General features: G+C 62.1%; 17 protein-coding genes and 1 pseudogene. 3 read left to right on the top strand and 15 right to left on the bottom strand.

All coding sequences use genetic code 11. The annotated features are described in order from the left end of the window. The first annotated feature begins 53 nt into the window (after positions 1-53). Positions 54-1,304, top strand: coding sequence for an IS256 family transposase (locus BCY88_RS12025; RefSeq protein ID WP_120342987.1), 1,251 nt, complete (start codon positions 54-56; stop codon positions 1,302-1,304). A 1,007-nt stretch (positions 1,305-2,311) separates the two neighbouring features. Here BCY88_RS12025 and BCY88_RS12020 read toward each other — a convergent pair. From BCY88_RS12020 to BCY88_RS11980, 8 genes are all read right to left on the bottom strand, one after another. Next, the gene (locus BCY88_RS12020) at positions 2,312-3,592 is read right to left on the bottom strand and encodes a dienelactone hydrolase family protein (protein WP_120344454.1); all 1,281 of its coding nucleotides are present in this window, start codon (positions 3,590-3,592) and stop codon (positions 2,312-2,314) included. Positions 3,593-4,176: 584 nt separating this feature from the next. Then, entirely contained in the window at positions 4,177-4,626 is a 450-nt protein-coding gene (locus tag BCY88_RS12010; protein WP_120344452.1) for a YchJ family protein, read from the bottom strand. A 7-nt stretch (positions 4,627-4,633) separates the two neighbouring features. Further along, positions 4,634-5,764: an acyl-CoA dehydrogenase family protein gene (locus tag BCY88_RS12005; protein WP_120344451.1), complete on the bottom strand. Its 1,131-nt coding sequence runs from the start codon at positions 5,762-5,764 to the stop codon at positions 4,634-4,636. Between the two features lie 36 nt (positions 5,765-5,800). Continuing rightward, complete coding sequence (locus BCY88_RS12000; RefSeq protein ID WP_120344450.1) at positions 5,801-6,478, bottom strand: SDR family oxidoreductase; 678 nt, start codon at positions 6,476-6,478, stop codon at positions 5,801-5,803. 37 nt (positions 6,479-6,515) lie between these two features. Next, entirely contained in the window at positions 6,516-7,724 is a 1,209-nt protein-coding gene (locus BCY88_RS11995) for an acetyl-CoA C-acetyltransferase (RefSeq protein ID WP_183081343.1), read from the bottom strand. Then, the gene (gene can / locus BCY88_RS11990; protein WP_120344448.1) at positions 7,702-8,478 is read right to left on the bottom strand and encodes a carbonate dehydratase; all 777 of its coding nucleotides are present in this window, start codon (positions 8,476-8,478) and stop codon (positions 7,702-7,704) included. The genes BCY88_RS11995 and can overlap by 23 nt, the downstream gene beginning before the upstream one ends. Before the next feature lie 122 nt (positions 8,479-8,600). Next, on the bottom strand, positions 8,601-10,430 hold the full coding sequence (aceK, locus tag BCY88_RS11985) for a bifunctional isocitrate dehydrogenase kinase/phosphatase (RefSeq protein WP_120344447.1): 1,830 nt from the start codon (positions 10,428-10,430) through the stop codon (positions 8,601-8,603). A gap of 22 nt (positions 10,431-10,452) precedes the next feature. Then, positions 10,453-10,857, bottom strand: coding sequence for a MerR family transcriptional regulator (locus tag BCY88_RS11980; protein ID WP_120344446.1), 405 nt, complete (start codon positions 10,855-10,857; stop codon positions 10,453-10,455). Between the two features lie 188 nt (positions 10,858-11,045). Here BCY88_RS11980 and BCY88_RS11975 point away from each other — a divergent pair, with 188 nt between their 5' ends. Then, positions 11,046-12,134: an MBL fold metallo-hydrolase gene (locus tag BCY88_RS11975; protein WP_120344466.1), complete on the top strand. Its 1,089-nt coding sequence runs from the start codon at positions 11,046-11,048 to the stop codon at positions 12,132-12,134. A gap of 114 nt (positions 12,135-12,248) precedes the next feature. Here the strand turns inward: BCY88_RS11975 and BCY88_RS11970 are convergent, their stop codons facing one another. From BCY88_RS11970 to argS, 5 genes are all read right to left on the bottom strand, one after another. Next, entirely contained in the window at positions 12,249-13,835 is a 1,587-nt protein-coding gene (locus BCY88_RS11970) for an ABC transporter substrate-binding protein (protein ID WP_120344445.1), read from the bottom strand. 289 nt (positions 13,836-14,124) lie between these two features. Beyond that, positions 14,125-14,898 carry an SDR family oxidoreductase gene (locus tag BCY88_RS11965; RefSeq protein ID WP_120344444.1) on the bottom strand — a complete coding sequence of 258 codons (774 nt, stop codon included), beginning with the start codon at positions 14,896-14,898 and terminating at the stop codon, positions 14,125-14,127. Positions 14,899-14,913: 15 nt separating this feature from the next. Further along, the gene (locus tag BCY88_RS11960) at positions 14,914-15,552 is read right to left on the bottom strand and encodes a thiol:disulfide interchange protein DsbA/DsbL (RefSeq protein WP_120344443.1); all 639 of its coding nucleotides are present in this window, start codon (positions 15,550-15,552) and stop codon (positions 14,914-14,916) included. Positions 15,553-15,732: 180 nt separating this feature from the next. Then, positions 15,733-16,545: an SPOR domain-containing protein gene (locus tag BCY88_RS11955; protein ID WP_120344442.1), complete on the bottom strand. Its 813-nt coding sequence runs from the start codon at positions 16,543-16,545 to the stop codon at positions 15,733-15,735. Positions 16,546-16,606: 61 nt separating this feature from the next. Beyond that, entirely contained in the window at positions 16,607-18,397 is a 1,791-nt protein-coding gene (argS, locus tag BCY88_RS11950) for an arginine--tRNA ligase (RefSeq protein ID WP_120344441.1), read from the bottom strand. Positions 18,398-18,818: 421 nt separating this feature from the next. Between argS and BCY88_RS11940 the strand changes: the two genes are divergently transcribed. Then, positions 18,819-19,145, top strand: a complete 327-nt coding sequence (locus BCY88_RS11940) for a DUF1840 domain-containing protein (RefSeq protein WP_120344439.1) — start codon at positions 18,819-18,821, stop codon at positions 19,143-19,145. 152 nt (positions 19,146-19,297) lie between these two features. Here the strand turns inward: BCY88_RS11940 and BCY88_RS11935 are convergent, their stop codons facing one another. Both BCY88_RS11935 and metH read right to left on the bottom strand, forming a co-directional pair. Continuing rightward, positions 19,298-19,492, bottom strand: coding sequence for an acid-shock protein (locus tag BCY88_RS11935; RefSeq protein WP_120344438.1), 195 nt, complete (start codon positions 19,490-19,492; stop codon positions 19,298-19,300). 155 nt (positions 19,493-19,647) lie between these two features. Continuing rightward, positions 19,648-22,425: pseudogene (gene metH / locus BCY88_RS11930) on the bottom strand (methionine synthase); the annotation flags it as partial. Positions 22,426-22,447 lie beyond the last annotated feature (22 nt).

Here is a 22,447-nt window from a genome sequence, read left to right as displayed (position 1 = left end):
GGGCCTGTCATTAATTTCGTGTTCAAGGCATATCATTCTCCCCAGGAGAACCTATGCCTCGCAAACCGAAAGCTACGCCGGCAGAACTGCCGGTGATCCCCGCTGAGCTGCTTGAGAAGTTCGGCAACGGGCCGATGACGGCCGAAGCGATCAACGCCGCGACGTTGTCCTTGAAGAAGGCGCTGATCGAGCGGGCGCTGGGTGGCGAGATGAGCCATCATCTCGGCTACACGTCCGGTGCTGCAAAGCCCGCGGCCGTCACCAATCAGCGCAATGGCACGGGCGCCAAGACAGTCCTGACCGAGGACGGTCCGATCCGTATCGAGATCCCACGCGATCGCGACGGTAGTTTCGAACCGCTGCTGATTCCCAAGCACGAACGGCGCTTCACGGGTTTCGATGACAAGATCGTCGCCATGTATGCCCGGGGTATGACCGTGCGTGAGATACAAGGCTTTCTGCTCGAACAGTATGGCACCGACGTCTCGCCTGATTTCATCAGCTCGGTTACCGACGAGGTCATGGCCGAAGTGACGGCCTGGCAGGGCCGCCCGCTTGAGCCGATGTATCCGGTGGTGTTCTTCGACGCATTGCGGGTCAAGATCCGCGAAGACGCCGTGGTGCGCAACAAGGCGATCTACCTTGCGCTGGGCATTCTTCCCGACGGCACACGCGATATCCTCGGCCTGTGGATCGAGAACACCGAGGGCGCCAAGTTCTGGATGAAGGTGTTCAACGACCTCAGGACGCGCGGCGTCAACGACATCCTGATCGCCGTCACCGATGGTCTGAAGGGTATGCCCGAGGCGCTGGCGGCAGTGTTTCCGGCCACCACGCTGCAGACCTGCATTGTTCACCTGATCCGCAACAGCCTCGATTACGCGAGCTGGAAGGACCGCAGGGGCCTGGCCGCAGCGATCCGCCCGATCTACACCGCGCCCAGCGCGGAAGCGGCGCAGGCGGAACTCGATGCATTTGCTGATGGGCCATGGGGGCAGAAATTCCCGCCGGTCAGCGCGGCGTGGCGCAACGCCTGGGATCGCGTAATTCCGTTCTTTGCGTTTCCACCGTCGGTTCGCAAGGTGATATACACGACGAACGCCATTGAGAACATCAACTCGCAGTTGCGCAAGATCATCAAAACGCGGGGCCACTTCCCGACCGACGAGGCTGCGACGAAGCTCATCTGGCTTGCATTGCGTAACATCACTGCCGATTGGGGGCGTGCGGCTCATGACTGGAAGGCCGCCATGAACCAGTTCGCCATACTTTATGAGGACCGATTCGTTCGACCATCCGTGTAATTCTCAACCCGCCTTGAACACGGAAATTCTGACACCCCCTTCTTTGCCGCCGCAAAGAAAGATAAGCAAAGAAAGCGGCTCACACCGCCAGCTCATAAGCGGGTCCCCCGCGCAGCCACGGTAGTGGTGCATCTGGAATCTGTCTCCTCGCACACTCCGCGCGAGCGACAAAGGACTCATCAGCTCCCACTCCGCACTGCGTGCGTCGCGGATGGGTCTGCCAGGGAAACCCTAGGGCTTCGGTTGGGCTCGGTGGGGGCCGTCGGCTTCGCCTCGGCGAGACGCTCGCGCACTCATTGGCGAACCCCACTTCAAATGAAATGTCGATGCGTTGCATTCACTGCGCGGCAGCAGCTGTATGCGCCGCGGCGATGTGGCAACGAGTGGGGGAGCTGGGCAGACCCTGGGGGCGGGCCGCTTGAAATGTCGATACGTTGCATTCGCTGCGCGGCAGCAGCTGTGTGCGCCGCAGCGATGTGGCAACAAGTGGGGAACTGAGCAGACCCTGGGGGGGCGGCTGCTTGAAATGTCGATGCATCGCATTCACTGCACGGCCGCAGTTGTGCATGCTGCTGCGATGCAACGACAAGTGAGGGGTTTGGACAAACTGCAGGAACGAAAACAGAGCGGGGGTTCTTATGAAGAACCATTCGGCGCGCGCAGCGCCGCCGGAAGAATGACTGCTGTGTCACTGACGCGGAGTGTGCGAGAGCACGGATTCCAGATGCACCACTACCGTGGCTGCGCGGGGGACCCGCTTAAGAATAGCGGTTTGAGCCGCTTTCTTTTGCCTATCTTTTCTTTGCGGCAGGCAAAGAAAAGTAGGTGCCGCCCCGCACAGGGGCAACGCTAATAAACCATTAGCAAATCAAGGAAAGGCCAAAGAAGCCAGAACAAGGAAAGCCCAACACCGCAGGCATACAACCAAGCGCCGAACGGCAATCAGATCAAGAAAAGGCCAACGCCACAAACGCACAGACAAACAAACCGCCGAGCAGGCCCAAACCTTAATTCCGACTAGCAATAGCCCGCTGATCCCCACCAGAACCCGTCGAAGTAGAATCCGCCGTCTGCGAAGACCCAACTGCAGCCCCCCAAACAACGGAGTTGTTCACCGCATACAACCGGCAGGGCGCCGCACTCTGCTTCTGGCAATTGGCAATTGCCACCGTCATCGGATCATCGCCACCTTCGGCCCACGACCACGCACCCGTGTCCGAAACAGCAAAAGCCCGGCTAGGATACTGATGCAGGAAATTCCGATATCCATTACGGCCAGCTTCATCGACATACGGCACAGAATCGACCGCATCAACCGCAGCAAACCCACTCGCCTTAGGCATCGAAGGATCCGCCACGCGATACTGCACGCCAGTCGGCATCCCCACCCGAGCCAGGAAAGCCTCAACCGCTGGCCACCACACATGCACGCCATCGCGATCCCCAACCAGCCGATGTGCGTCATTCTTGTAGTTGCCGAAATCCACCATCTTCGCGCTCGCGCCGTGTGCGGCATACGCGGCGTACATGCCGGCCACCAGCGGCGCCGTCCACACCGAATCGTTATCGCCGTACAACCACAGCGACGGAACCCTGGTTTTCTCGCCATAAGCGCCGAACGCACGCGTCAGGTTGCCCTGCCAGTCATCGCACGCGTCCTGCCGCAAACCACCCGAGAAATTGATCAAAGCCCGCACGCCCGGCGCCGCGTCGGGACCGTAAGCAATCGTCGCCAGACCGCCGTGCGAAGTGCCGGCCACCACAATGTGCGTGGCGTCCACGTACGGCTGCTTCGACATGTAATTGATCGTCGCGGCCACGTCGCCGGCCTGGTCAATACCGTTGCGTTTGACGTTGCAACCATCCTGCTGATAAGTGCCGCCCGAATGGCCGAAGCCCTGACGGTTCGGCGCCACCACCACGTAACCGCGACGCACGAATTCGCGCGCGAACGGCAGCGGGTCGCTGCGCTCCTGCGTACGCGGATCACCAGGAATCTTGCCGTGGTTGAAAACGATCATCGGAAACGGGCCCGGGCCGTCCGGCTTGTAGATCGTCGTTTCGAGCGTGACGTTGCCGGCAGCGTCGACCGGCACGCGGATGATCTGTTCGTTCAGGCCGGCGGTGGGCAGATAAACGTCGTCGTCGAGCGCGATGCGCGGCACGTGCGCGCGGGTGAGAGGCCCCGCCTGGGTGTCGGCAAGCGGATCGGCATGCGCGAGCGCGACAGCGCACAGCGCCGCTGCACACGTCACCGCACACTTCGTCAAAACCTTGCTGAACACCATTGACGCACCTGCCTCAAAAACCTGCCCTGAACACCGTGATGTCTTGTCTGTCGAATGTCACCGCTGACAATTGCCTTTCATCGGCGTTTTCGACAAACAAAAACTCACTCGCGCACGTAGTGCGCTATGCGCACGCACGCTGATCGAGATCGCACGGGATGAACCCAAACGGCCGACGCGACCCCACGCGCCGATGATGAGCGTCACACATGTCACCCGGAACCGCCGTGGAGCCCTTGCTGGTGGGCTATCGGCAGGTGCCTGCGCATTTTGCGGAATCCGTATGGACCTGTTCTCGCAATGTGACGTCACAAACCTACGGCCTCATCCTGGCATGACAATTTTGTTTTGTGCAATCAAGGAGAACCCGTGGCGCAAAAATTGCCGCGTGCGAACCGGGACGCATTCGCCTCCTGGATGCTGTAAAGCGCCTGTCGTAAGCTGTTTGGCTGCACGAAGTAATGTGTTGCAACACATGAGCTGTGGCGTCGAGCCAACACGAAAAAAAGCCCTCGTTTGAGGGCCATATGTGATCACGGTGTGATCTGCGTTAGTGCGTCGTGTAAGGCTGTGGAAGGTATAGCCTATTCGTTGACGTCACCATCAACATAGCGCCAGTGCCCGTCGTCGCCACGGACGAAGCGGCTGAGTTCATGCAGCCGGTGGGCGCGCCCGCCGACCTTGTACCGTGCAACGAATTCGACGCTCGCATGATCGGCGTCGATTTCGGTGAAAGCCTTGATCTGCAGTCCGAGCCAACGCGGCGCGTCGGGGGCCGCGGGGTCGGCGTCGAGATCCGTGGGGCAGGTGTGCTGCGCCCAGGTCGCACGCAAATAATCCGTTGCGCCCACAACATACGCGCTGTAACGCGAGCGCATCAGTTCGAGCGCGCGCGGCGCGGCTTCGCCGCCGTCGATATAGCGGCCGCAACATTGCGCGAAGCGGGGCGGTTTGGCGCCGCTGCGTTGATCGGGCGCCGTGCCGCCGCATGGGCAGTCGGACGGTCGTTGCATTGACAACAATGGCTTATTCATCAGACGTTCAGGCAAGACCGCGCGCGATCAGGATCTTCTGGATGTCGCTGGTGCCTTCGTAAATCTGGCACACGCGCACATCACGGTAGATGCGCTCGACTGGGAAATCGCTCAGATAGCCGTAGCCGCCGTGAATCTGCAAGGCGGCCGAGCAGATGCGCTCGGCGGCTTCCGAGGCGAACAGCTTGGCCATCGCGGCTTCAGTCAGGCAGGGCTGGCCGGCGTCTTTCAGCGAAGCCGCATGCCAGATCAACTGACGTGCGGCTTCGAGTTGAGTCGCCATGTCGGCCAGGCGGAATTGCACGGCCTGGTGCGAAAACAGCGGCTGGCCGAAGCTCTCGCGCTCCCTTGCGTAGCTCAACGCCGCCTCGAACGCGGCGCGCGCCATACCGACGCTCTGCGCCGCGATACCAATGCGTCCGCCTTCGAGCCCCGATAGCGCAATCCGATAGCCTTCGCCTTCCGCGCCGATCAGATTCGCGGCCGGCACGCGGCAGTCTTCAAAAATAATCTGGGCGGTGTCCGACGAATGCTGGCCGAGCTTTTCTTCGACCCGTGCGACGACGTACCCCTTCGTATCGGTCGGCACGATAAACGCGCTGATGCCGCGCTTGCCGGCTGCCTTGTCGGTCACGGCCATGACGATCGCGACGTTGCCGTTCTTGCCGCTCGTGATGAACTGTTTGACGCCGTTCAATACGTAGCTGTCGCCATCGCGTGCCGCCGTGGTACGCAGCGCGGATGCGTCCGAGCCCGCTTGCGGTTCGGTCAGACAAAACGCGCCGAGCATTTCGCCGCGCGCGAGCGGCGTGAGCCAGTCGCGTTTTTGCGCCTCGTTGCCGTAGGTCAGCAGAATGCTGCACACCGGGCAATTGTTGACGGAGATCGCGGTGGAGGTGCCGCCGTCGCCCGCCGCGATTTCTTCGAGGATCAACGCCAGCGCCAGCGCGTCCATGCCCGCGCCGCCGTACGCTTCGGGCACGAGCACGCCATACGCGCCGAGTTCGGCGAGCTGGCGATGCACGTCCTTCGGAAAGATGCGCTCGCGGTCCCATTGCGCCGCGTGCGGGGTAACCGCTTCACGGACGAACGTGCGCACCGCGTCGCGGACCATCTGGTGATCCTGATCAAGCACCATGGCTCGGTCTCCTCATTAGTCTCCTCACGTATCTTTTCACCAGTCGAGCGCCGTGCCGTCGTATTGATAGAAGCGGCCGTTGAACGCGTCGTGCGCAGCGGCTGCCTGGGCGAGCACTTCGCGCATGCCGGTCACGCTGCGCGCAGGATCGATCGCCGCCTGTGCGCCGCCCATGTCGGTGCGCACCCAGCCAGGGTGCAGCGAAATACAGGTTGCGCGCCGCGTATCCAGCGACGCGACTTTCAGCGCGTCGTTGAGCGCCGCCTTACTCGCCCGGTACAGCCACCCGGTCGTGCCGCTCGCGTCGCTGATGCTGCCCATCTTGCTCGAAAGCACCGCGAACACACCGCCGGCTTCCTCGACGAGCGGCAGCAGGATCGGCATCAATTGCATCGGACCGCGCACGTTGGTATGCATGACCTGATCGAAATCTTCGGCCGTGAAGGTTTCGATGTCCTCGGTATGCGGGCCGTACACACCCGACACCAGCACGGCTGCGTCGAGCCGTTCGCCGTCGAGCTTCCAGGCGAGCGCCGCGATTTCTTCGGGCTCGGTGACGTCGAGTGAGAAAGTCTCCGCGCCGAGAGCTTTCAGCGCGTCGAGCGCGGCGCCGTCGCGCGCGGTGGCGAGCACGCGCCAGCCGCTTTTCTTGTACTGACGCACAAACTCCTGGCCGATGCCACGCGACGCGCCAACGATCAACACTGTCTTCATCGAATCACCTCGAGCTCTCAAGCGCGTAAGCAACGCGTCAAACCAGTTCAATGCCCATCGCGGTTGCTTCGCCACCGCCGATGCACAGCGTGGCGACGCCGCGCTTGCCGCCGCGCTTTCTCAGCGCGCCAATCAGCGTGACGAGAATCCGCGCGCCCGAGGCGCCGATCGGATGGCCGAGCGCACAGGCGCCGCCGTTCACGTTGACCTTGTCATGCGGCAGATGATGTTCTTTCATCGCGGCCATCGTGACCACCGCGAATGCCTCGTTGATCTCATACAGATCCACTTCGTCGGCCTGCCAGCCGTTCTTGTCGAACAGCTTGCGAATCGCACCGACCGGCGCGGTGGTGAACTTAGCCGGTTCCTGCGCGAAGGTAGCGTGGCCCACCACGCGAGCAAGCGGTTCGACGCCGAGACGCTTCGCAGTCGACTCACGCATCATCACGAGCGCTGCCGCGCCGTCGGAAATCGACGACGAGTTCGCCGCCGTCACGGTGCCGGTTTTGCTGAACGCGGGTTTGAGCGTCGGAATCTTGTCGAGGTTCGCTTTGAACGGCTGCTCGTCGTGATCGATGGTCACGTCGCCCTTGCGGCTTTCCACCTTTACCGGCGCGATTTCCCATGTGAACGAGCCGTCCTCGTTCGCGCGCTTCGCACGATTCAGGGACTCGATGGCGAACGCATCCTGCGCGTCGCGCGTGAAGTCGAACGACGCTGCGCACTCCTCGGCGAAGGTGCCCATCAAACGGCCTTTTTCGTAGGCGTCTTCGAGACCGTCGTAGAACATGTGATCGATAACCTGGCCGTGGCCCATGCGCATGCCGTTACGCGCCTTGGGCAGCAAATACGGCGCATTGGTCATGCTCTCCATGCCGCCCGCGACGATCACATCGACCGAGCCCGCCGCCAGCATGTCGTGCGCGAACATCGCCGCGCGCATGCCGGAGCCGCACATCTTGTTGACCGTGGTGCTGCCGGTGGCGAGCGGCAAGCCGGCGCCCAGTGCGGCCTGACGCGCGGGCGCCTGGCCCTGGCCTGCGGGCAGCACGCAACCCATCACCACTTCGTCGATCTGCTCGGGCTTCAACCCGGCGCGTTGCACGGCGGCTTCGATAGCGATCGAGCCCAACTGCGGCGCGGTGAGCGTTGCGAAATCGCCCTGAAATGCCGCCATCGGCGTGCGAGCCACACCGACGATCACGATCGGATCAGCTTTTGTGTCACTCATGTTTGTCTCCTTCATGTTTGAGTTCCTTGATCACACCTTCGACGATAGCCGGCACCTGACCGAGCTGGGCCGCGTCGTTGTCTTCCTTGTACGCGCCGCCGGCCGATACCGCGGCGAGGCAATTCCTGTAGGTTGCATCGAGCGCCGCCGGGTCGTTGACGGTCATGCCGAGGTTGCGCACCTTGCCGTCGTGCACGCCATACACCCAGCCGTGCACCGCGAGTTCCTGCCCGCGTGCCCATGCGTCGTTGATGATGGTGGTCCGGCATACGTTCATCACCTGCTCGATCGCATTGAGTTCGACCAGACGCCGATGCCGCGCCTCACCGATCGGCCATTCTTCGATCAGCGCGGCGTGCTTGGTGCGCACGTCCTGCACGTGATGCAGCCAGTTGTCCGCGAGACCCACGCGCCGGCCGTGCAGCGCCGCGGCGACACCCGAGCAGCCATAGTGACCCACCACCATGATGTGCTTGACTTTCAACAGGTCGACGGCGAACTGGATCACCGACAGGCAATTCAGATCGGTATGCACCACCACGTTGGCGATATTTCGGTGTACGAACACTTCGCCAGGCGGCAGGCCGATGATCTGATTGGCCGGCACGCGGGAATCTGAGCAGCCGATCCACAGATATTCGGGTGTCTGCTGGTGCGCGAGGCGTGAGAAGTACTCCGGATCTTCGGACAGCTTGCGGGCCACCCACGCGTCGTTGTTGTCGAACAGGTGGGCGAGCGGATTGGAAGGGGGAGAATCGTTCGTATTCATGGATGAGTCTGGGCGGTTGCTCGACCGATTGACCGGTCGATGTCATTGCATAAGGTTCGGACAGCGCGCTCAGCGATACGGGCCGCGCATGAAGCGCATGAACCATATGATGCGCTTCAGGTTCAGGCCACGCGCTCGGTGCGCTCGTCTGCCTGGTTCTTCGCTTGACCGGGCGCCGTATCGGCGAATCGTTCCGGATAGCGGATGCAGAAGCGCACGCTGCTGTCGTACGGGAAAAAGTCGGGCAGTTCGCCTTTCAGGAGATGATCCTTGTGCCGTTGCCATAGCGCCGGATCGAAAAAGTCCGCGTGATGCTGCATGAAAGACCGGCGCACGCGTGGGTCGCCGAGCAGAAACGTGCCGTATGTCTCCGGGAAAATATCGTGCGGGCCGACCGAGTACCACGGCTCGCCCGACATTTCGTCTTCCTCGTTACGTGGCGCCGGCACCGCGCGCACATTGCATTCAGTCAGGTACTCGATCTCATCGTAGTCGTAGAACACGACGCGGCCGTGACGTGTCACGCCGAAGTTCTTGTACAGCATGTCGCCAGGGAAGATGTTCGCCTGCATCAATTCCTTGATCGCGTTGCCGTATTCCTTGATGCCGTGATCGATGTCGTCGTCGCTGCCGTTTTGCAGGAACAGATTGAGCGGGACCATCCGGCGTTCGATATACAGGTGGCGAATCACCAGGTTGTCGTCCTCGTGTTCGATCAGGGACGGCACTTCTTTTTCGAGTTCGCGCACGAGCGCTTCGTCGAGCCGCGAAAGGGGCAGCGCCACGCTCGAATATTCGAGCGTATCGGCCATGCGGCCCAGACGGTCATGCCGTTTGACGAGCTGATACTTTCCCTTGATCTTCTCGCGCGTGGTTTCCTTGGGCGGCGGGAAGTGGTCCTTGATCAGCTTGAATACGTACGGAAACGACGGGAGCGTGAACACCAGCATCACGAGCCCCTTGATGCCGGGCGCGATGATGAACTGATCGCTCGAATGCTTCAGATGGTGCAGCAGGTCGCGATAGAACAGATTCTTGCCCTGCTTCTGCAAACCCACCGACGTGTAGATTTCCGCCTTCGGTTTGCCCGGCATGATCGTGCCGAGAAATTCGACGTAAGCGGAGGGCACTTCCATATCCACCAGAAAGTACGAATGCGAGAAGCTGAAGATGATCAGTAACTGTTCGCGCTTGAGCAGCACCGTATCGAGCGCAAGCACGCCCGGCTTCACATGGCGCAGCGGCACGGCGAACGGCAACAGCGAATCGCCGTTGATGATCCGTCCAACGATATACGCTGACTTGTTCCGGTAAAACAGCGACGAGAGCACATGAATCTGGAAGTTGGCCGCTTCGTCGAACACGCCGAATGCCTCGTGGATCGTCTGCATCACGCACGCGACGTCGCGGGTCAGATCCTCGAACGGCGGCTCCAGCTGGAAATTGGTGACGATGCGCTCGAGCGTGGCCGCGAGACCGTCCTTGCCGGGGTAATACGCACGGTAAGTCGGCTTCGCCGCCGGTTCGTCATTTTCGATGTACTCGGTCGAGATCGCCGGGCGCACGAAAATGAAGTCGTTGTTGAAGTACGAACGGTGCAGGATCTTGCAGCACACCGAATTGAAGAACGTCTCCGCGCACTCGGGCTGGCGGTGCGTGGTCAGCAGGCCGATGTAGTGGAGCTTGATCTGCTGCCACACTTCGTCGTCGATATTTTCGGCGTCGTATTCGTCTTCGAGCAGTTCGACGCATTCCTCGACGCGATCGTCATACGAGGTAATGCGCTCGCGCGCCAGCGTTTGCAGCCCATGCCAGTCGGCCGCTTCGAAGAGCGTTTTGGCATGGATCGCGGCGTCGCGGAAAATCCGGTAGTGCCGATCGAATCCTTCGAGCATCGTCTGCGCGACATCAAAGCCGATCTGGGACGACAGCAGTTTGGGGAAGTGATTCATGTCGAATTCGCCTGATCGGGGCTTACGCGGACTGGGTCCCGCGAGCGCCGCTTTCCAGCAGCGTGCGCGCCTGGGCTTCGTATTGCGCGAGGTCTTCGAGCGTCGCGTTCAGGTCTTCGAGCTGACGTTCGAGCACGTCGCGATGGCGTGCCACCGTGGCAAGAAAGGCGTGCAATTGCGGCACGGTGTCGGTTGGCGACTCATAGACATCGAGCAAATCGCGGATTTCCGACAGCGTGAAGCCAAGCCGCTTGCCGCGCAGCGTGAGTTTCAGGCGGGTTCGGTCGCGGCCTGAATAGACGCGCCGCAAGCCGCTCGAGCCTTCGCGGCTGGGCGAGAGTAAACCCTGATCTTCATAGAAGCGGATCGCTCGTGGCGTGACGTCGAATTCCCGCGCGAGCTCGGTGATCGTGTATTGCGTGTTCATCGGGGCGTCCCGTGACCGGGCAGAAAATCGGATTGAACGATAGAATCGACGTTTACGTTATCGTCAACTTGATCGAAACGCAACTACGGCGCAATACGGCACCGGTATGTCCCGGCCGGGCCGCAACCACGCTGTCCGGCATCGTATACCTCGCCATGCCGGGCGGCCGACGGAGGAAGACAAACACAATGAATGCACTCGAACATCAACTCGACTACCCGTTCAACGACACCTTGCCGGAAGCCGGCCACGCGATGGAAGTCGTGCCCGGCGTGTTCTGGCTGCGCATGCCGCTGCCGTTCGCGCTGGACCACATCAATCTGTGGCTGCTGCGCGATGAAATCGACGGTCAGCGCGGTTGGACGGTAGTCGACTGCGGCATTGCGTCGGACACGATCAAGGAAAACTGGGAGAAAGTGTTCGACTCCGTGCTTGACGGTTTGCCGGTGCTGCGCGTGATCGTCACGCATTGCCATCCGGACCACATCGGCCTCGCGCACTGGATCTGCGGTGGCGGCGACAGGAAGCGCTGGGACGTGCGCTTGTGGACGACCCTCGGTGAATACATGCAGGCACGCGTAATGGCGGCCGGCGACGGCTCGAATGCGGGCGGCGAGGGCGCGGCGCGGCATTTTGCGCGGCATGGTCTGAACGATCAGGCGTCGCTCGAAAAGCTGCGCAATCGCACGAGCTACTACTCGAGCCTCGTGCCGGCGATTCCCAGCCAGTACCGCCGCTTGCGCGAAGCCGATGGCGTGAAGATCGGCGGCAAGACCTGGCGGGTGGTGACGGGCTTCGGCCATTCGCCGGAACACTGCGCGTTGTATTGCGAGGAAACCGGCACGCTGATCTCCGGCGACATGGTGCTGCCGCGCATTTCGACGAACGTCTCGGTGTTCGACATGGAACCGGAAGGCACGCCGCTCGCGCTGTATCTGGAATCGCTCGGCCGCTACGAGACGATGCCCGAAGACACGCTCGTGCTGCCGTCGCATGGCAAGCCGTTTCGCGGTGTGCGCACGCGCATCAGGCAATTGCGTGAGCATCATGACGCGCGTCTGGCCGAAGTGCGCGAGGCCTGTGCGCAGAAGCCGCAGAGCGCGGCGGATATCGTGCCGCTGATGTTCAAGCGCCAACTCGACATCCATCAGATGACCTTCGCGATGGGCGAGGCGTTGGCGCACTTGCATCTGCTGTGGCTCGCGGGGGAGTTGACGCGCAACCAGGATGCAGACGGAGTGATCCGGTTTAGCGGCGCGCCCGATCAGAAGCATTGATCGGGTGATGACGTCAAAACGGTGAGGACAAAAAAACAGACCCGGTGCATGGCAGCGGGTCTGTTTCGTTGCTCAACATCGAGCGTGGCGTGACTCGGTGGTGACGCGGTGGTTTTACTGCACCGCCACCGCCCCAAAGTTCTGCCGTCCGAACGGACTCACGTGATAGCCGCTCACATTCGTGCGCGTGATGGCTGCCGCCGTCGGATAACCCAGCGGAATCCACAGCGCCTGATCGTGGATGATCTGCTGCGCCTGTTCATACGCCTTCGTGCGTTTGGCCTGGTCGGGCGTTGTCTTGCCGTCGGCGATCAGCTTGTCCAGATCCTGATCGCAGAAGCGCGCAAAGTTGATGCCCGACTTCACCGCATTGCAACTGAAGAGCGGCGACAGATAGTTGTCCGGATCGCCGTTGTCGCCGGCCCAGCCCATGAACAGCGTGTCATGCTGGCCTTGCTTTGCCTGCTTGATCAACTCGCCCCATTCGATCACCTTCACGTCCGCTTTCACGCCGATCTTCGCGAAGTCGGCTTGCAGCAGTTCGGCGCCGGCCTTCGGGTTCGGGTTCAGCACGCTGCCGTTCGGACGTACCCAGATCGTCGTTTCGAAGCCGTTCGGATAGCCGGCGTCCGCGAGCAGTTTCTTCGCCTTCACCGGATCGTACGGCCACGCCTTCACTGATTTGTCGTAGCTCCACGTGTTAGGCGGATACGGATTGACGGCCGGAGTCGCGGTATTGTCGAAGATCGCCTTCAGATAGGTCGTGCGGTCGAACGCCATGTTCAGGGCCGCGCGCACCTTCTGGTTGTCGAGCGGTTTCTTCTGCGTGTTCAGTGCGACGAAGGCGGTCATGAAGGCCGGTGTCTGCACGATGGCGAGCGACTTGTCGCTCTTTGCTTCGGCGAGATCCTGCGGCTTGGGCGACAGCGCGATCTGGCATTCACCCGCTTTCACCTTTTGCGCGCGCACCGTGGCGTCCGGCGTGATCGCGTAGATCAGGCGGTCGATCTTCGGTTTCGGACCCCAGTACGTCGGGTTCACGTCGTAGCGGATCACCGCGTCTTTCGTATAGCTCTTCAATTCGAACGGACCCGTGCCGATCGGCTTTGCATTCAGGTCGACCTGTTTGCCGGCCTTGAGCAACTGGTCGGCGTATTCAGCCGAATAGATCGAGGCGAAGCCCATTGTGAGGATCGATACGAAGGTCGCGTCCGGTGCGTTCAACTCGAACTTGACGGTGTTGTCGTCAACCTTGCTGATCGACTTGATGAGCTTCGGCAAGCCCATCGACTGCGCGTGCGGAAAGCCGCTCGCGCCCGCCACCTTGTGCCACGGATTGCTGTCGTTGAGCATGCGGTCGAACGTGAAGACGACGTCGTCGGCATTCAGCGCACGGGTGGGCTTGAAATAGTCGGTGGTCTGGAACTGCACGTTCGGGCGCAGATGGAACGTATAGGTGAGGCCGTCGGCGCTCACGTCCCACTTGTCGGCCAGCGAAGGCTCGACTTTTTTCGCGGCCTCGTCGTACGAAACCAGCGAATTGAAGATCACGTCGGCCGACGCATTGGTCGTGACGAGCGAATTGAACTGCACGACATCGAAACCGTCGGGGCTCGACTCGGTACAGACGGTCAGCGGTTTGGCGAGCACGAGCGCGGGCGCCGTGAACAGTACGGCGGCTGCGAGCAGTTTGAAGCGCATAGGATCTCCCATAACAAGCGCAGTCAGGCAGTGCGTCTGGTTGTGTGGTTATATTCCGTTGACGGGCGACGGCAACCGATGGCCGGTCTGGCCGTCGTCTTTATTGTGATACGTTTCCGGCGCCAGCGCATGGTTTGGCGGATACCGTACACGCGCGTTTTGGCCCTCGCGAAAGCTTATCGAAGGGTGGTTGTGGCGACAACAATTTAATCCGCATATCCATATGGACTGAGGATGTGCGTGCCGGCTCCTTGTCGTGCGGATACACGCAAAAGCCGAGGCGTTCGATTTATTCGGGGACGGCGCGGGGTTTGCGCGGCGCGCGTTCGAAGGCGCGGTCGTAGAGCCAGCGCGGCAGCACATGCAATAGCATGGCCGCGACACGCATCTGCCACGGGAATACCGCGAAGGCAGTCTGCCGCTCGATCGCGCCCGCCACCTTCACGGCGAAGCGGTCGGCGTCCATCAGGAAGGGCATGCCGTACGGGTTGTGTTCGGTCATCGGCGTGCGGATATAGCCAGGTGCGATGGTGACCACGCCGACGCCCAGCGGCCGCATCTCGACGCGCAACGCTTCCAGATACTTGAGCGCCGCCGATTTGGACGCGCTGTAAGCGCCCGACCCTGGCAAGCCCCGCACGCCGGCGACGCTGGCGATTCCGACCAGCGTGCCTTTCTTCGCAGCCACCATTGCGGCGGCGAACGGCTCGAACGTGGCGACCATGCCGAAGTAATTGATATCCATCACTTCGCGGAAGGTGCGTAGATCGCCCTGCCCGGTGACCGCGCCACGGCTGATACCGGCATTGGCGATCACGATGTCCGGCAAGCCATGCTGCGCGATGAACTGCGCGGCCGCTTCGGCGAGCGCCTCGGCGTCGCGGACGTCGACGGAATACGTGGAGATGGAATTCTGCGGATGGGACTGCTGGAAAGCGGCGAGGGCGTCGCCGCGGCGGGCAACCAGGCCGAGAGTCGCGCCGCGCCGCGCATATTCGGCGGCGAGCGCGAGGCCGATGCCACTCGAGGCGCCGGTAATGAAAACCTTCAGGGGTGAACTCATTCCGGCGCCTCGGCTTTACATCTTCTTGGCGCGGACCTGTTGCACCAGGTAGTCGAGCACCTGAATCGTGCCCGGCAGGCTGTTGGTCGCAGCCGGACCGGTTTCATACTTGCCCTGCACGGCCAGCGTCGGCACGCCGTCGATCTTGTAGTCGTCCATCAGCTTCTTGTCCTTCTGCAACGCGCTTTGCGTCGAGAACGAGTTGTACGCGTCCATGTACTTCTTCGGATCGACGCCGTTCTTCGCGAGGAACTTGGTCTGATCTTCCGGCGTCAGCAAATAGTTCTTGTTGACGTGGATTTCGTTGAAAACCTTCGGCGTGAGCTGCTGGGCGAGACCCAGTGCGTCAAGCGCGTGGAACATTTTCGAATGCGGGATGAAGTCGTCGCGGAAAGCGACCGGCACGCGCTTGAACACGACGTCCGGACCCTGCTTCTTGATCCAGGCTTCGAGGAACGGATCGAATTCATTGCAGTGCGGGCAACCGTACCAGAAGAATTCGGTGACTTCGATCTTGCCGGCCGGCACGTCCGTAGGTTGCGGCGTGGCCAGCACGGTGTAGTCCTTGCCGGAAACCGGCGCGGCCGGCGATGCATGCGCCGTGGCGGCAACCAGGCCCAGCGAGAGGAACAGAATGCTCAGCAGTTTTTTCATGTTGTGTTGACCCAAGTAGGCGATAAAGCGGTGGCGCCACGCAAATGCCCGTCACCGTTTTCAATGTCGGCGTTAGACGTTCTAGTCGATTGTGTTTGTCGATTGTGCCTGTGACTCGCGCCGCGCGCCGATAGTTCGGCGGCGGCGCGTTCCGGCAAATCACCGTTGCTTATTGTTTGCTTATTGCTTCGTAAAGCGGATCACCGCGGTATCCACACCCGCGTCGGACAGACGCTGACGGCTCGAATTCATGTCTTCGAACTTCGAGAACGGGCCGATACGCACGCGGTAGTACGTCACGCCGCCGGCATCGCGCTGCGTGACCTTCGATTCGAAGCCCTGGAAGGCAAGACGCGCCCGCTGCTGTTCGGCGTCGGCGGAGGTCTTGTAGGCGCCCACTTGCAGGAAGTAGCCCGTGTTCGCGTCACCCGCGACCGGCGCCGCGCCCGAACCCGGCTTGGCATTGGCCGCCGTGCTGGGCGACGTGCTCTTCGGCGCGGAGCCTGCCGCAGTGGCGGCCGGCGCGCTGGAGCCTTGCGGTTTTTTCACCGGCGTGGTGGCCGTGCCGTTGTCCTGCGCGGGCTTCGGTGCGACTGCCGTGCCGTTCGCGTTATCGCCCGAAGGCGGCACTTCGACGATCTGCGGTTCTTCCAGCATGCCGGACTGCGTCTGCGAATTGGTCTGGCCCGGCGCGGTGTTAGGCGGCGCCGGTTGCGCGGCTTGCGGGACCGGCTGGCCCGGCGTTTTGCCTTGCAGAGGACGGTTCGGGTCGTATTGCTGCGGCTGGCTTGCGCCGTTGTCGGGCGTGGCCGGCGGCGCGACCTTCGAGACGAACGGCGTAGGCGCACGGGTGATATACAGCGCCACCACTACCGCGATCGCGAGACCGACGATCAGGCCCAGCACGATACCGAGAAAGGTGCCCCCGGTTTGTTTCGATTGCGATTGCTTTGTTGTGCGGCGTGGTTTTGCCATCGTATGAATCACCTGCAAAAAGAATCCTGGAACGGCCGTCGATTATAACGACGGCCGCGTGCATGTTGCGCCGGAGGACTTACATCTTGACGGGAGCGGAGACGCCGATCGTCGCGAGACCGTTGGCCAGCACCTGACGGGTGGCCGCAAGCAGCGCGACGCGCGCATTGCGCTCGGCCGCGTCGTCGACCAGTACGCGTTCGGCTCTGTCATTGTAGAACGAGTGGAATTCCCCGGCGAGGTCGCGCAGATAGAACGCGACCGCGTGCGGAGCGAGTTCGTCGGCGGCGTGCTCCAGCATGTCCGGGAACTCGGCGAGCTTGTTCAGCAAGGCCATGGCGCGTTCGCTGGTGAGCGGCGACACGTCCAGCTGGGCCAGCGTGCTCTCGTCCGTGTTGTAGCGCGCCTTGCATTCGGCGATGACCGAGCAGATCCGCGCATGCGCATACTGTACGTAGTGGACCGGATTTTCGTCGTTCTGTTTCAGCGCCAGGTCGATGTCGAACACGAATTCCGTGTCCGCCTTGCGCGAAATCAGGAAGAAGCGCACGGCGTCGCGGCCGCGGCGAATCGTCTCTTCGTCGATCAGGTCGATTGCGGCTTCCGAGCCCGGCGTGGCGCCGCCCGACCATTCGATCAGATCGCGCACCGTCACATAGCTGCCGGCGCGCTTCGAGATCTTCACCTCTTCGCCGTTGCGCATCACCGTGACCATCTTGTGCAGGATGTAGTCGGGATAGCCCTTCGGAATGCCGACGCCGAGGCCCTGCAGGCCGGCGCGCACGCGCGCGATCGTGCCGTGGTGGTCCGAGCCCTGCACGTTGATGACCTTGGTGAAGCCGCGTTCCCACTTGGCGACGTGATACGCGACGTCCGGCACGAAGTAGGTGTAGGTGCCGTCGGTCTTGCGCATGACGCGGTCTTTGTCGTCGCCGTCGTCGGTGGTGCGCAGCCACAGCGCGCCTTCCTGCTCGTAGGTCTTGCCGGCGGCGACCAGCGCCTCGACGGTTTTCTCGACCCGGCCTTCCTTATACAGCGACGACTCCAGGTAGTACTGGTCGAACTTCACGCCGAACGCCTGCAGGTCCATGTCCTGTTCGCGGCGCAGATAGGCCACCGCGAAGCGGCGGATCGCGTCGAGGTCTTCGACGTCGCCCGCGCCCGTCACCGGCTCGCCGTCACTCGCGGCCACGGTGACGCCGTTCAGATAGTCTTTCGCGATATCGGCGATGTACTCGCCGTTGTAGGCCGAAGCCGGCCAGCCTTCGTCGCCCGGAGCGAGGCCGCGCGCGCGCGCCTGGGTCGACACGGCGAGCGTGTGGATCTGCACGCCGGCGTCGTTGTAATAGAACTCGCGGTGCACGTCATAGCCCTGGCTAGCCAGCACGTTCGACAGCGCGTCGCCGAGCGCCGCCTGGCGGCCATGGCCGACGTGCAGCGGGCCAGTCGGGTTGGCCGAGACGAATTCGATCAGCACGTGCTTGCCGGCGTCGCGCTGCGAACGGCCGAAGCCGTCCTTTTCGGCGAACACCGCAGCGATCACCGCCTGCTTGGCGGCCGCCGCGAGGCGCAGGTTGATGAAGCCGGGGCCGGCCACTTCGGCGGCTTCCACGAGACCCTTTGCCTGCGGCTGCGCGAGCAGCGCGTCGACGATCTGTTGGGCCAGCTGGCGCGGGTTGGCGCGCAGCGGCTTGGCGAGTTGCATCGCCACATTGCAGGCGACGTCGCCGTGCGCGGCCACTTTGGGACGCTCCAGCGTGATCGTGGGCGAGACGAAGGCGGCTTCGCTCGCGCCCTGGGTTGCTTCAGCGACCTGCTTCACCGTGTCGGCGAGCAGTGTTTCGAGGGTATGTTTATGTGCGGGCAGCATGCTTGTTGCGAGTCCAGTGAGGCAATCCGGTGATGCGGAAGAAGCGGCGGCCGCGCGCGACGCGCAGCCGATTCGTCAGAAGCGTGGAAAGCGGCGCTGGGCCGGCCGTGACGCACCGGGCCGCGATACGGCACGTTGCGCCCATTGGGGCGGCGCAACGATGCGCCTGGCACGGCTGCATGCGCTCGCGCGCGGTTTTGACCAACCGGCACAGCCAACGCCACCTGTACAACGCCCGGCACAGCGCATTGCGGCGCGCTTTTCCGTTCAGACGGATTTTAGCAGGTGCTAATATGTTCAATGAGATGCCCACCAAGGGCCGTGGCCGCCGTGCCTGATCGGCGTGTCAACGCAACGCACGCCGGCGGCGAGTTTTGAGCGGCCCTCGCGTCGATCCAACATAACGAAAAAGGGAACAGTCATGCTGATTACTTTTAAATGCCGGGCCTGCCCGGATGTGATGATGCTGGAGAATCTCGCCCAATACCTCGTCGGCATTGTCGGCAAGCGGCTTGGTGAGCGTGGCGTCATCATCCACGACGAACTTGACGTTGCGATCAGCAAACTCGAAGCGGCGATCACCTTCGACAAACAGGAACGCGCCGAGCACGATGGCCATTTCCACGAAGGTGAAGACGGCCACGAGCATCATGAGATCCCGCCGGGACTCGCCCAGCGCGCGTATCCGTTCCTCGACATGCTGCGTGCCGCGAAGAAGGAAAACGCGGATATCGTCTGGGGTATCTGATTCTGGCGTGATTCGCCGGTGGTTTGCGGCGCGCCAGGCGGCGCGGCGCAGAGCACGTTGCGCAGCACGCAATGTGACGCATCAATGAAAAGAGCCCGCAGCAGCGGGCTCTTTGTCTTTCATGGGCCTGAACGACCCTGTGCCGAACTGGCTTACTGGCTGGCGGCATCCGCGGGTGCCGCCATCGGTGCCGACGCACCCTTCTTCATTTTTTGCTTCTTGGGCTTCTTGACGTGCTTTTGCGTAGGCGGCGAATAGGAACTGACCGAGCTGGCGGGCTGGGCCAGCGCCACCGAGGCGCCTGCGGCGAGCGAAACAGCAGTCAATAACAGCGTCAGCTTCTTCATACGATTCTCTCCGTTGACGATTGCAATTTGATAAGCCGACGCGTTTTGGCCGCGTCTGGCGGGTTGAAGCCGTTTCAGTCTACAAAGCCGAAAATTGCACTGCCGCAAATATTCAGCCTAGCGCGCCCGATATAGTGGGTTCCCCCCCGCAAGGCTTACAGCAAAGGCGCGAGCGCCCGCTCGGCGTCTGTTTTCGACAACGACATGCGTTTTGCGTAGTCTTCCAGCTGGTCCTGGGCGATCTTGCCGACCGAGAAATAGGTGCTGTCCGGGTGCGCCAGATAGAAGCCGGAGACGCTGGCCGCCGGCAGCATGGCCAGCGATTCGGTCACGCTCATGCCGATTTCGGTGGCTTGCAGCACATCGAACATGTCGCGCTTCACGAGATGGTCCGGGCAGGCCGGGTAGCCCGGCGCCGGGCGGATGCCATGGTATTTTTCGGCGATCAGGTCGTCGTTCGAGAGGGTTTCGGTGTTCGCGTAGCCCCAGAGATCGCGGCGCACGCGGGCATGCAGCGCTTCGGCGAAGGCTTCGGCGAAGCGGTCGGCGAGCGCCTTCAACATGATCGCGCTGTAGTCGTCGTGATCCTTTTCGAACTGCTTTTCCTTCACGTCGACGCCCAGACCTGCCGTGACCGCGAACATGCCGATGTAGTCGGCCACGCCCGAATCCTTCGGCGCAATGAAGTCGGCAAGCGAGCGGTTGGGGCGCATCACGCCGTCCACCACCGGCCGCACGCTTTGCTGGCGCAGGTTGCGCCAGGTGAGCGCGACTTCCGAGCGTGACTCGTCGGTATAGATCTCGATGTCGTCGTCGTTCACCGTGTTGGCCGGCAGCAGGGCGATCACGCCGTTGGCCTGCAGCCAGCGGCCCTGGATCAGCCGCGCGAGCATGGATTTGCCGTCCGAGAACACGCGGCGGGCCGATTCGCCGACGATCTCGTCGTTCAGGATCGCCGGGTACGGGCCGGCCAGGTCCCAGGTCTGGAAGAACGGACCCCAGTCGATGTAGTTCGCCAGTTCGTTCAGATCGAAGTTCCTGAACACACGGCGGCCGATGAACTTCGGCTTGACCGGCTGGTAGCCCGCCCAATCCACCTTGGTCCTGTTCGCGCGGGCTTCGGCGAGCGTGACCATGGGCAGGGCTTTCTTGTTGGCGTGCTGGTCGCGGATACGGTCGTAGTCGGCTTTGAGGTCGTCCACGTACTTCGCCGCGCCTTCATCGGACAGCAGGCTCGAGGCCACGGAGACCGAGCGTGATGCATCCGGCACGTAGACCACCGGGCCCTCGTAATGCGGTGCGATCTTCACGGCGGTGTGCACGCGCGAGGTGGTCGCGCCGCCGATCAGCAGCGGGATCTTCTTGATGCGGAAGTAATCGTCGCGTTGCATTTCAGACGCGACGTAGGCCATCTCTTCGAGGCTCGGCGTGATCAGGCCGGACAAGCCGATGATGTCCGCGCCCTCGACCTTGGCTTTGGCGAGAATGTCGTTGCACGACACCATCACGCCCATGTTGACCACTTCGAAGTTATTGCACTGAAGCACCACCGAGACGATGTTCTTGCCGATGTCGTGCACGTCGCCCTTCACCGTGGCGATGACGATCTTGCCTTTCGCGCGTACGTCGGCGCCGGCTTCGGCCATCAGCTTCTTTTCTTCTTCGATGTACGGGATCAGATGCGCGACCGCCTGCTTCATCACGCGCGCCGACTTCACGACCTGCGGCAGGAACATCTTGCCCTGGCCGAACAGGTCGCCGACGACGTTCATGCCGTCCATCAGCGGGCCTTCGATCACATTGATCGGGCGGCCGCCGGCGGCCGCGATCTTGGCGCGCACTTCCTCGGTGTCTTCGACGATGAAGTTGGTGATGCCGTGCACCAGCGCATGCGACAGACGCTTCTCGACGGGCTGGTTACGCCATTCGAGGTTCTCTTCCTTCTTCGCCGCGCCGGTCTTGAACTTGTCGGCGATTTCGAGCAGGCGGTCGGTGCTGTCGTCACGGCGGTTCAGCACGACGTCTTCAACACGCTCGCGCAACTCCGGATCGAGGTCGGCATACACGCCGAGCTGGCCGGCGTTGACGATGCCCATGTCCATCCCCGCCTGAATCGCGTGATAGAGGAACACGGTGTGGATCGCTTCGCGCACCGGATCGTTGCCGCGAAACGAGAACGACACGTTCGACACACCGCCGCTGATCTTCGCGTACGGCAGGTTTTCCTTGATCCAGCGCGTGGCGTTGATGAAGTCGACCGCGTAGTTGTTGTGCTCTTCGATGCCGGTGGCGACCGCGAAGATGTTCGGGTCGAAGATGATGTCTTCGGGCGGAAAGCCCACTTCATTGACGAGGAAGTCATACGAGCGCTTGCAGATCTCGGTCTTGCGCTGGTAGGTGTCGGCCTGGCCTTGTTCGTCGAAGGCCATCACGACTGCTGCCGCGCCGTAACGGCGGATCAGGTTCGCGTGATGACGGAACGCTTCTTCGCCTTCCTTCAGCGAGATCGAGTTGACGATCGCCTTGCCTTGCACGCACTTCAACCCGGCTTCGATCACCTCCCACTTCGACGAATCGATCATGATCGGCACGCGCGCAATATCCGGCTCCGAGGCGATCAGATTCATGAAGCGGACCATTGCCGCCTTCGAATCGAGCATGGCCTCGTCCATGTTGACGTCGATGATCTGCGCGCCGTTTTCGACCTGCTGCCGCGCGACCGCGATGGCATCGTCGAACTGGTCGTTCAGGATCATTCGCGCGAACGCCTTCGAACCGGTCACGTTGGTGCGCTCACCCACGTTGATGAAGAGCGTCCCGGACGTGACGTTGAACGGCTCGAGGCCGGAAAGGCGCATGGTGTGATCGGTCATGGCGTAGGTGCGGTTCGGTTGCGTGCGTCGGGTTTGATAGCGATAGCGTGGCGGGTCAGCGGCGCGCCGCCGGACTCAGTGA

The organism is Paraburkholderia fungorum, from assembly GCF_003610895.1.
In the GTDB taxonomy this organism is placed as follows: Bacteria; Pseudomonadota; Gammaproteobacteria; order Burkholderiales; family Burkholderiaceae; genus Paraburkholderia; species Paraburkholderia fungorum_B.
The sequence above is the reverse complement of the archived record's forward strand: the minus strand, read 5'-3'. Positions and strand labels throughout refer to the sequence as shown.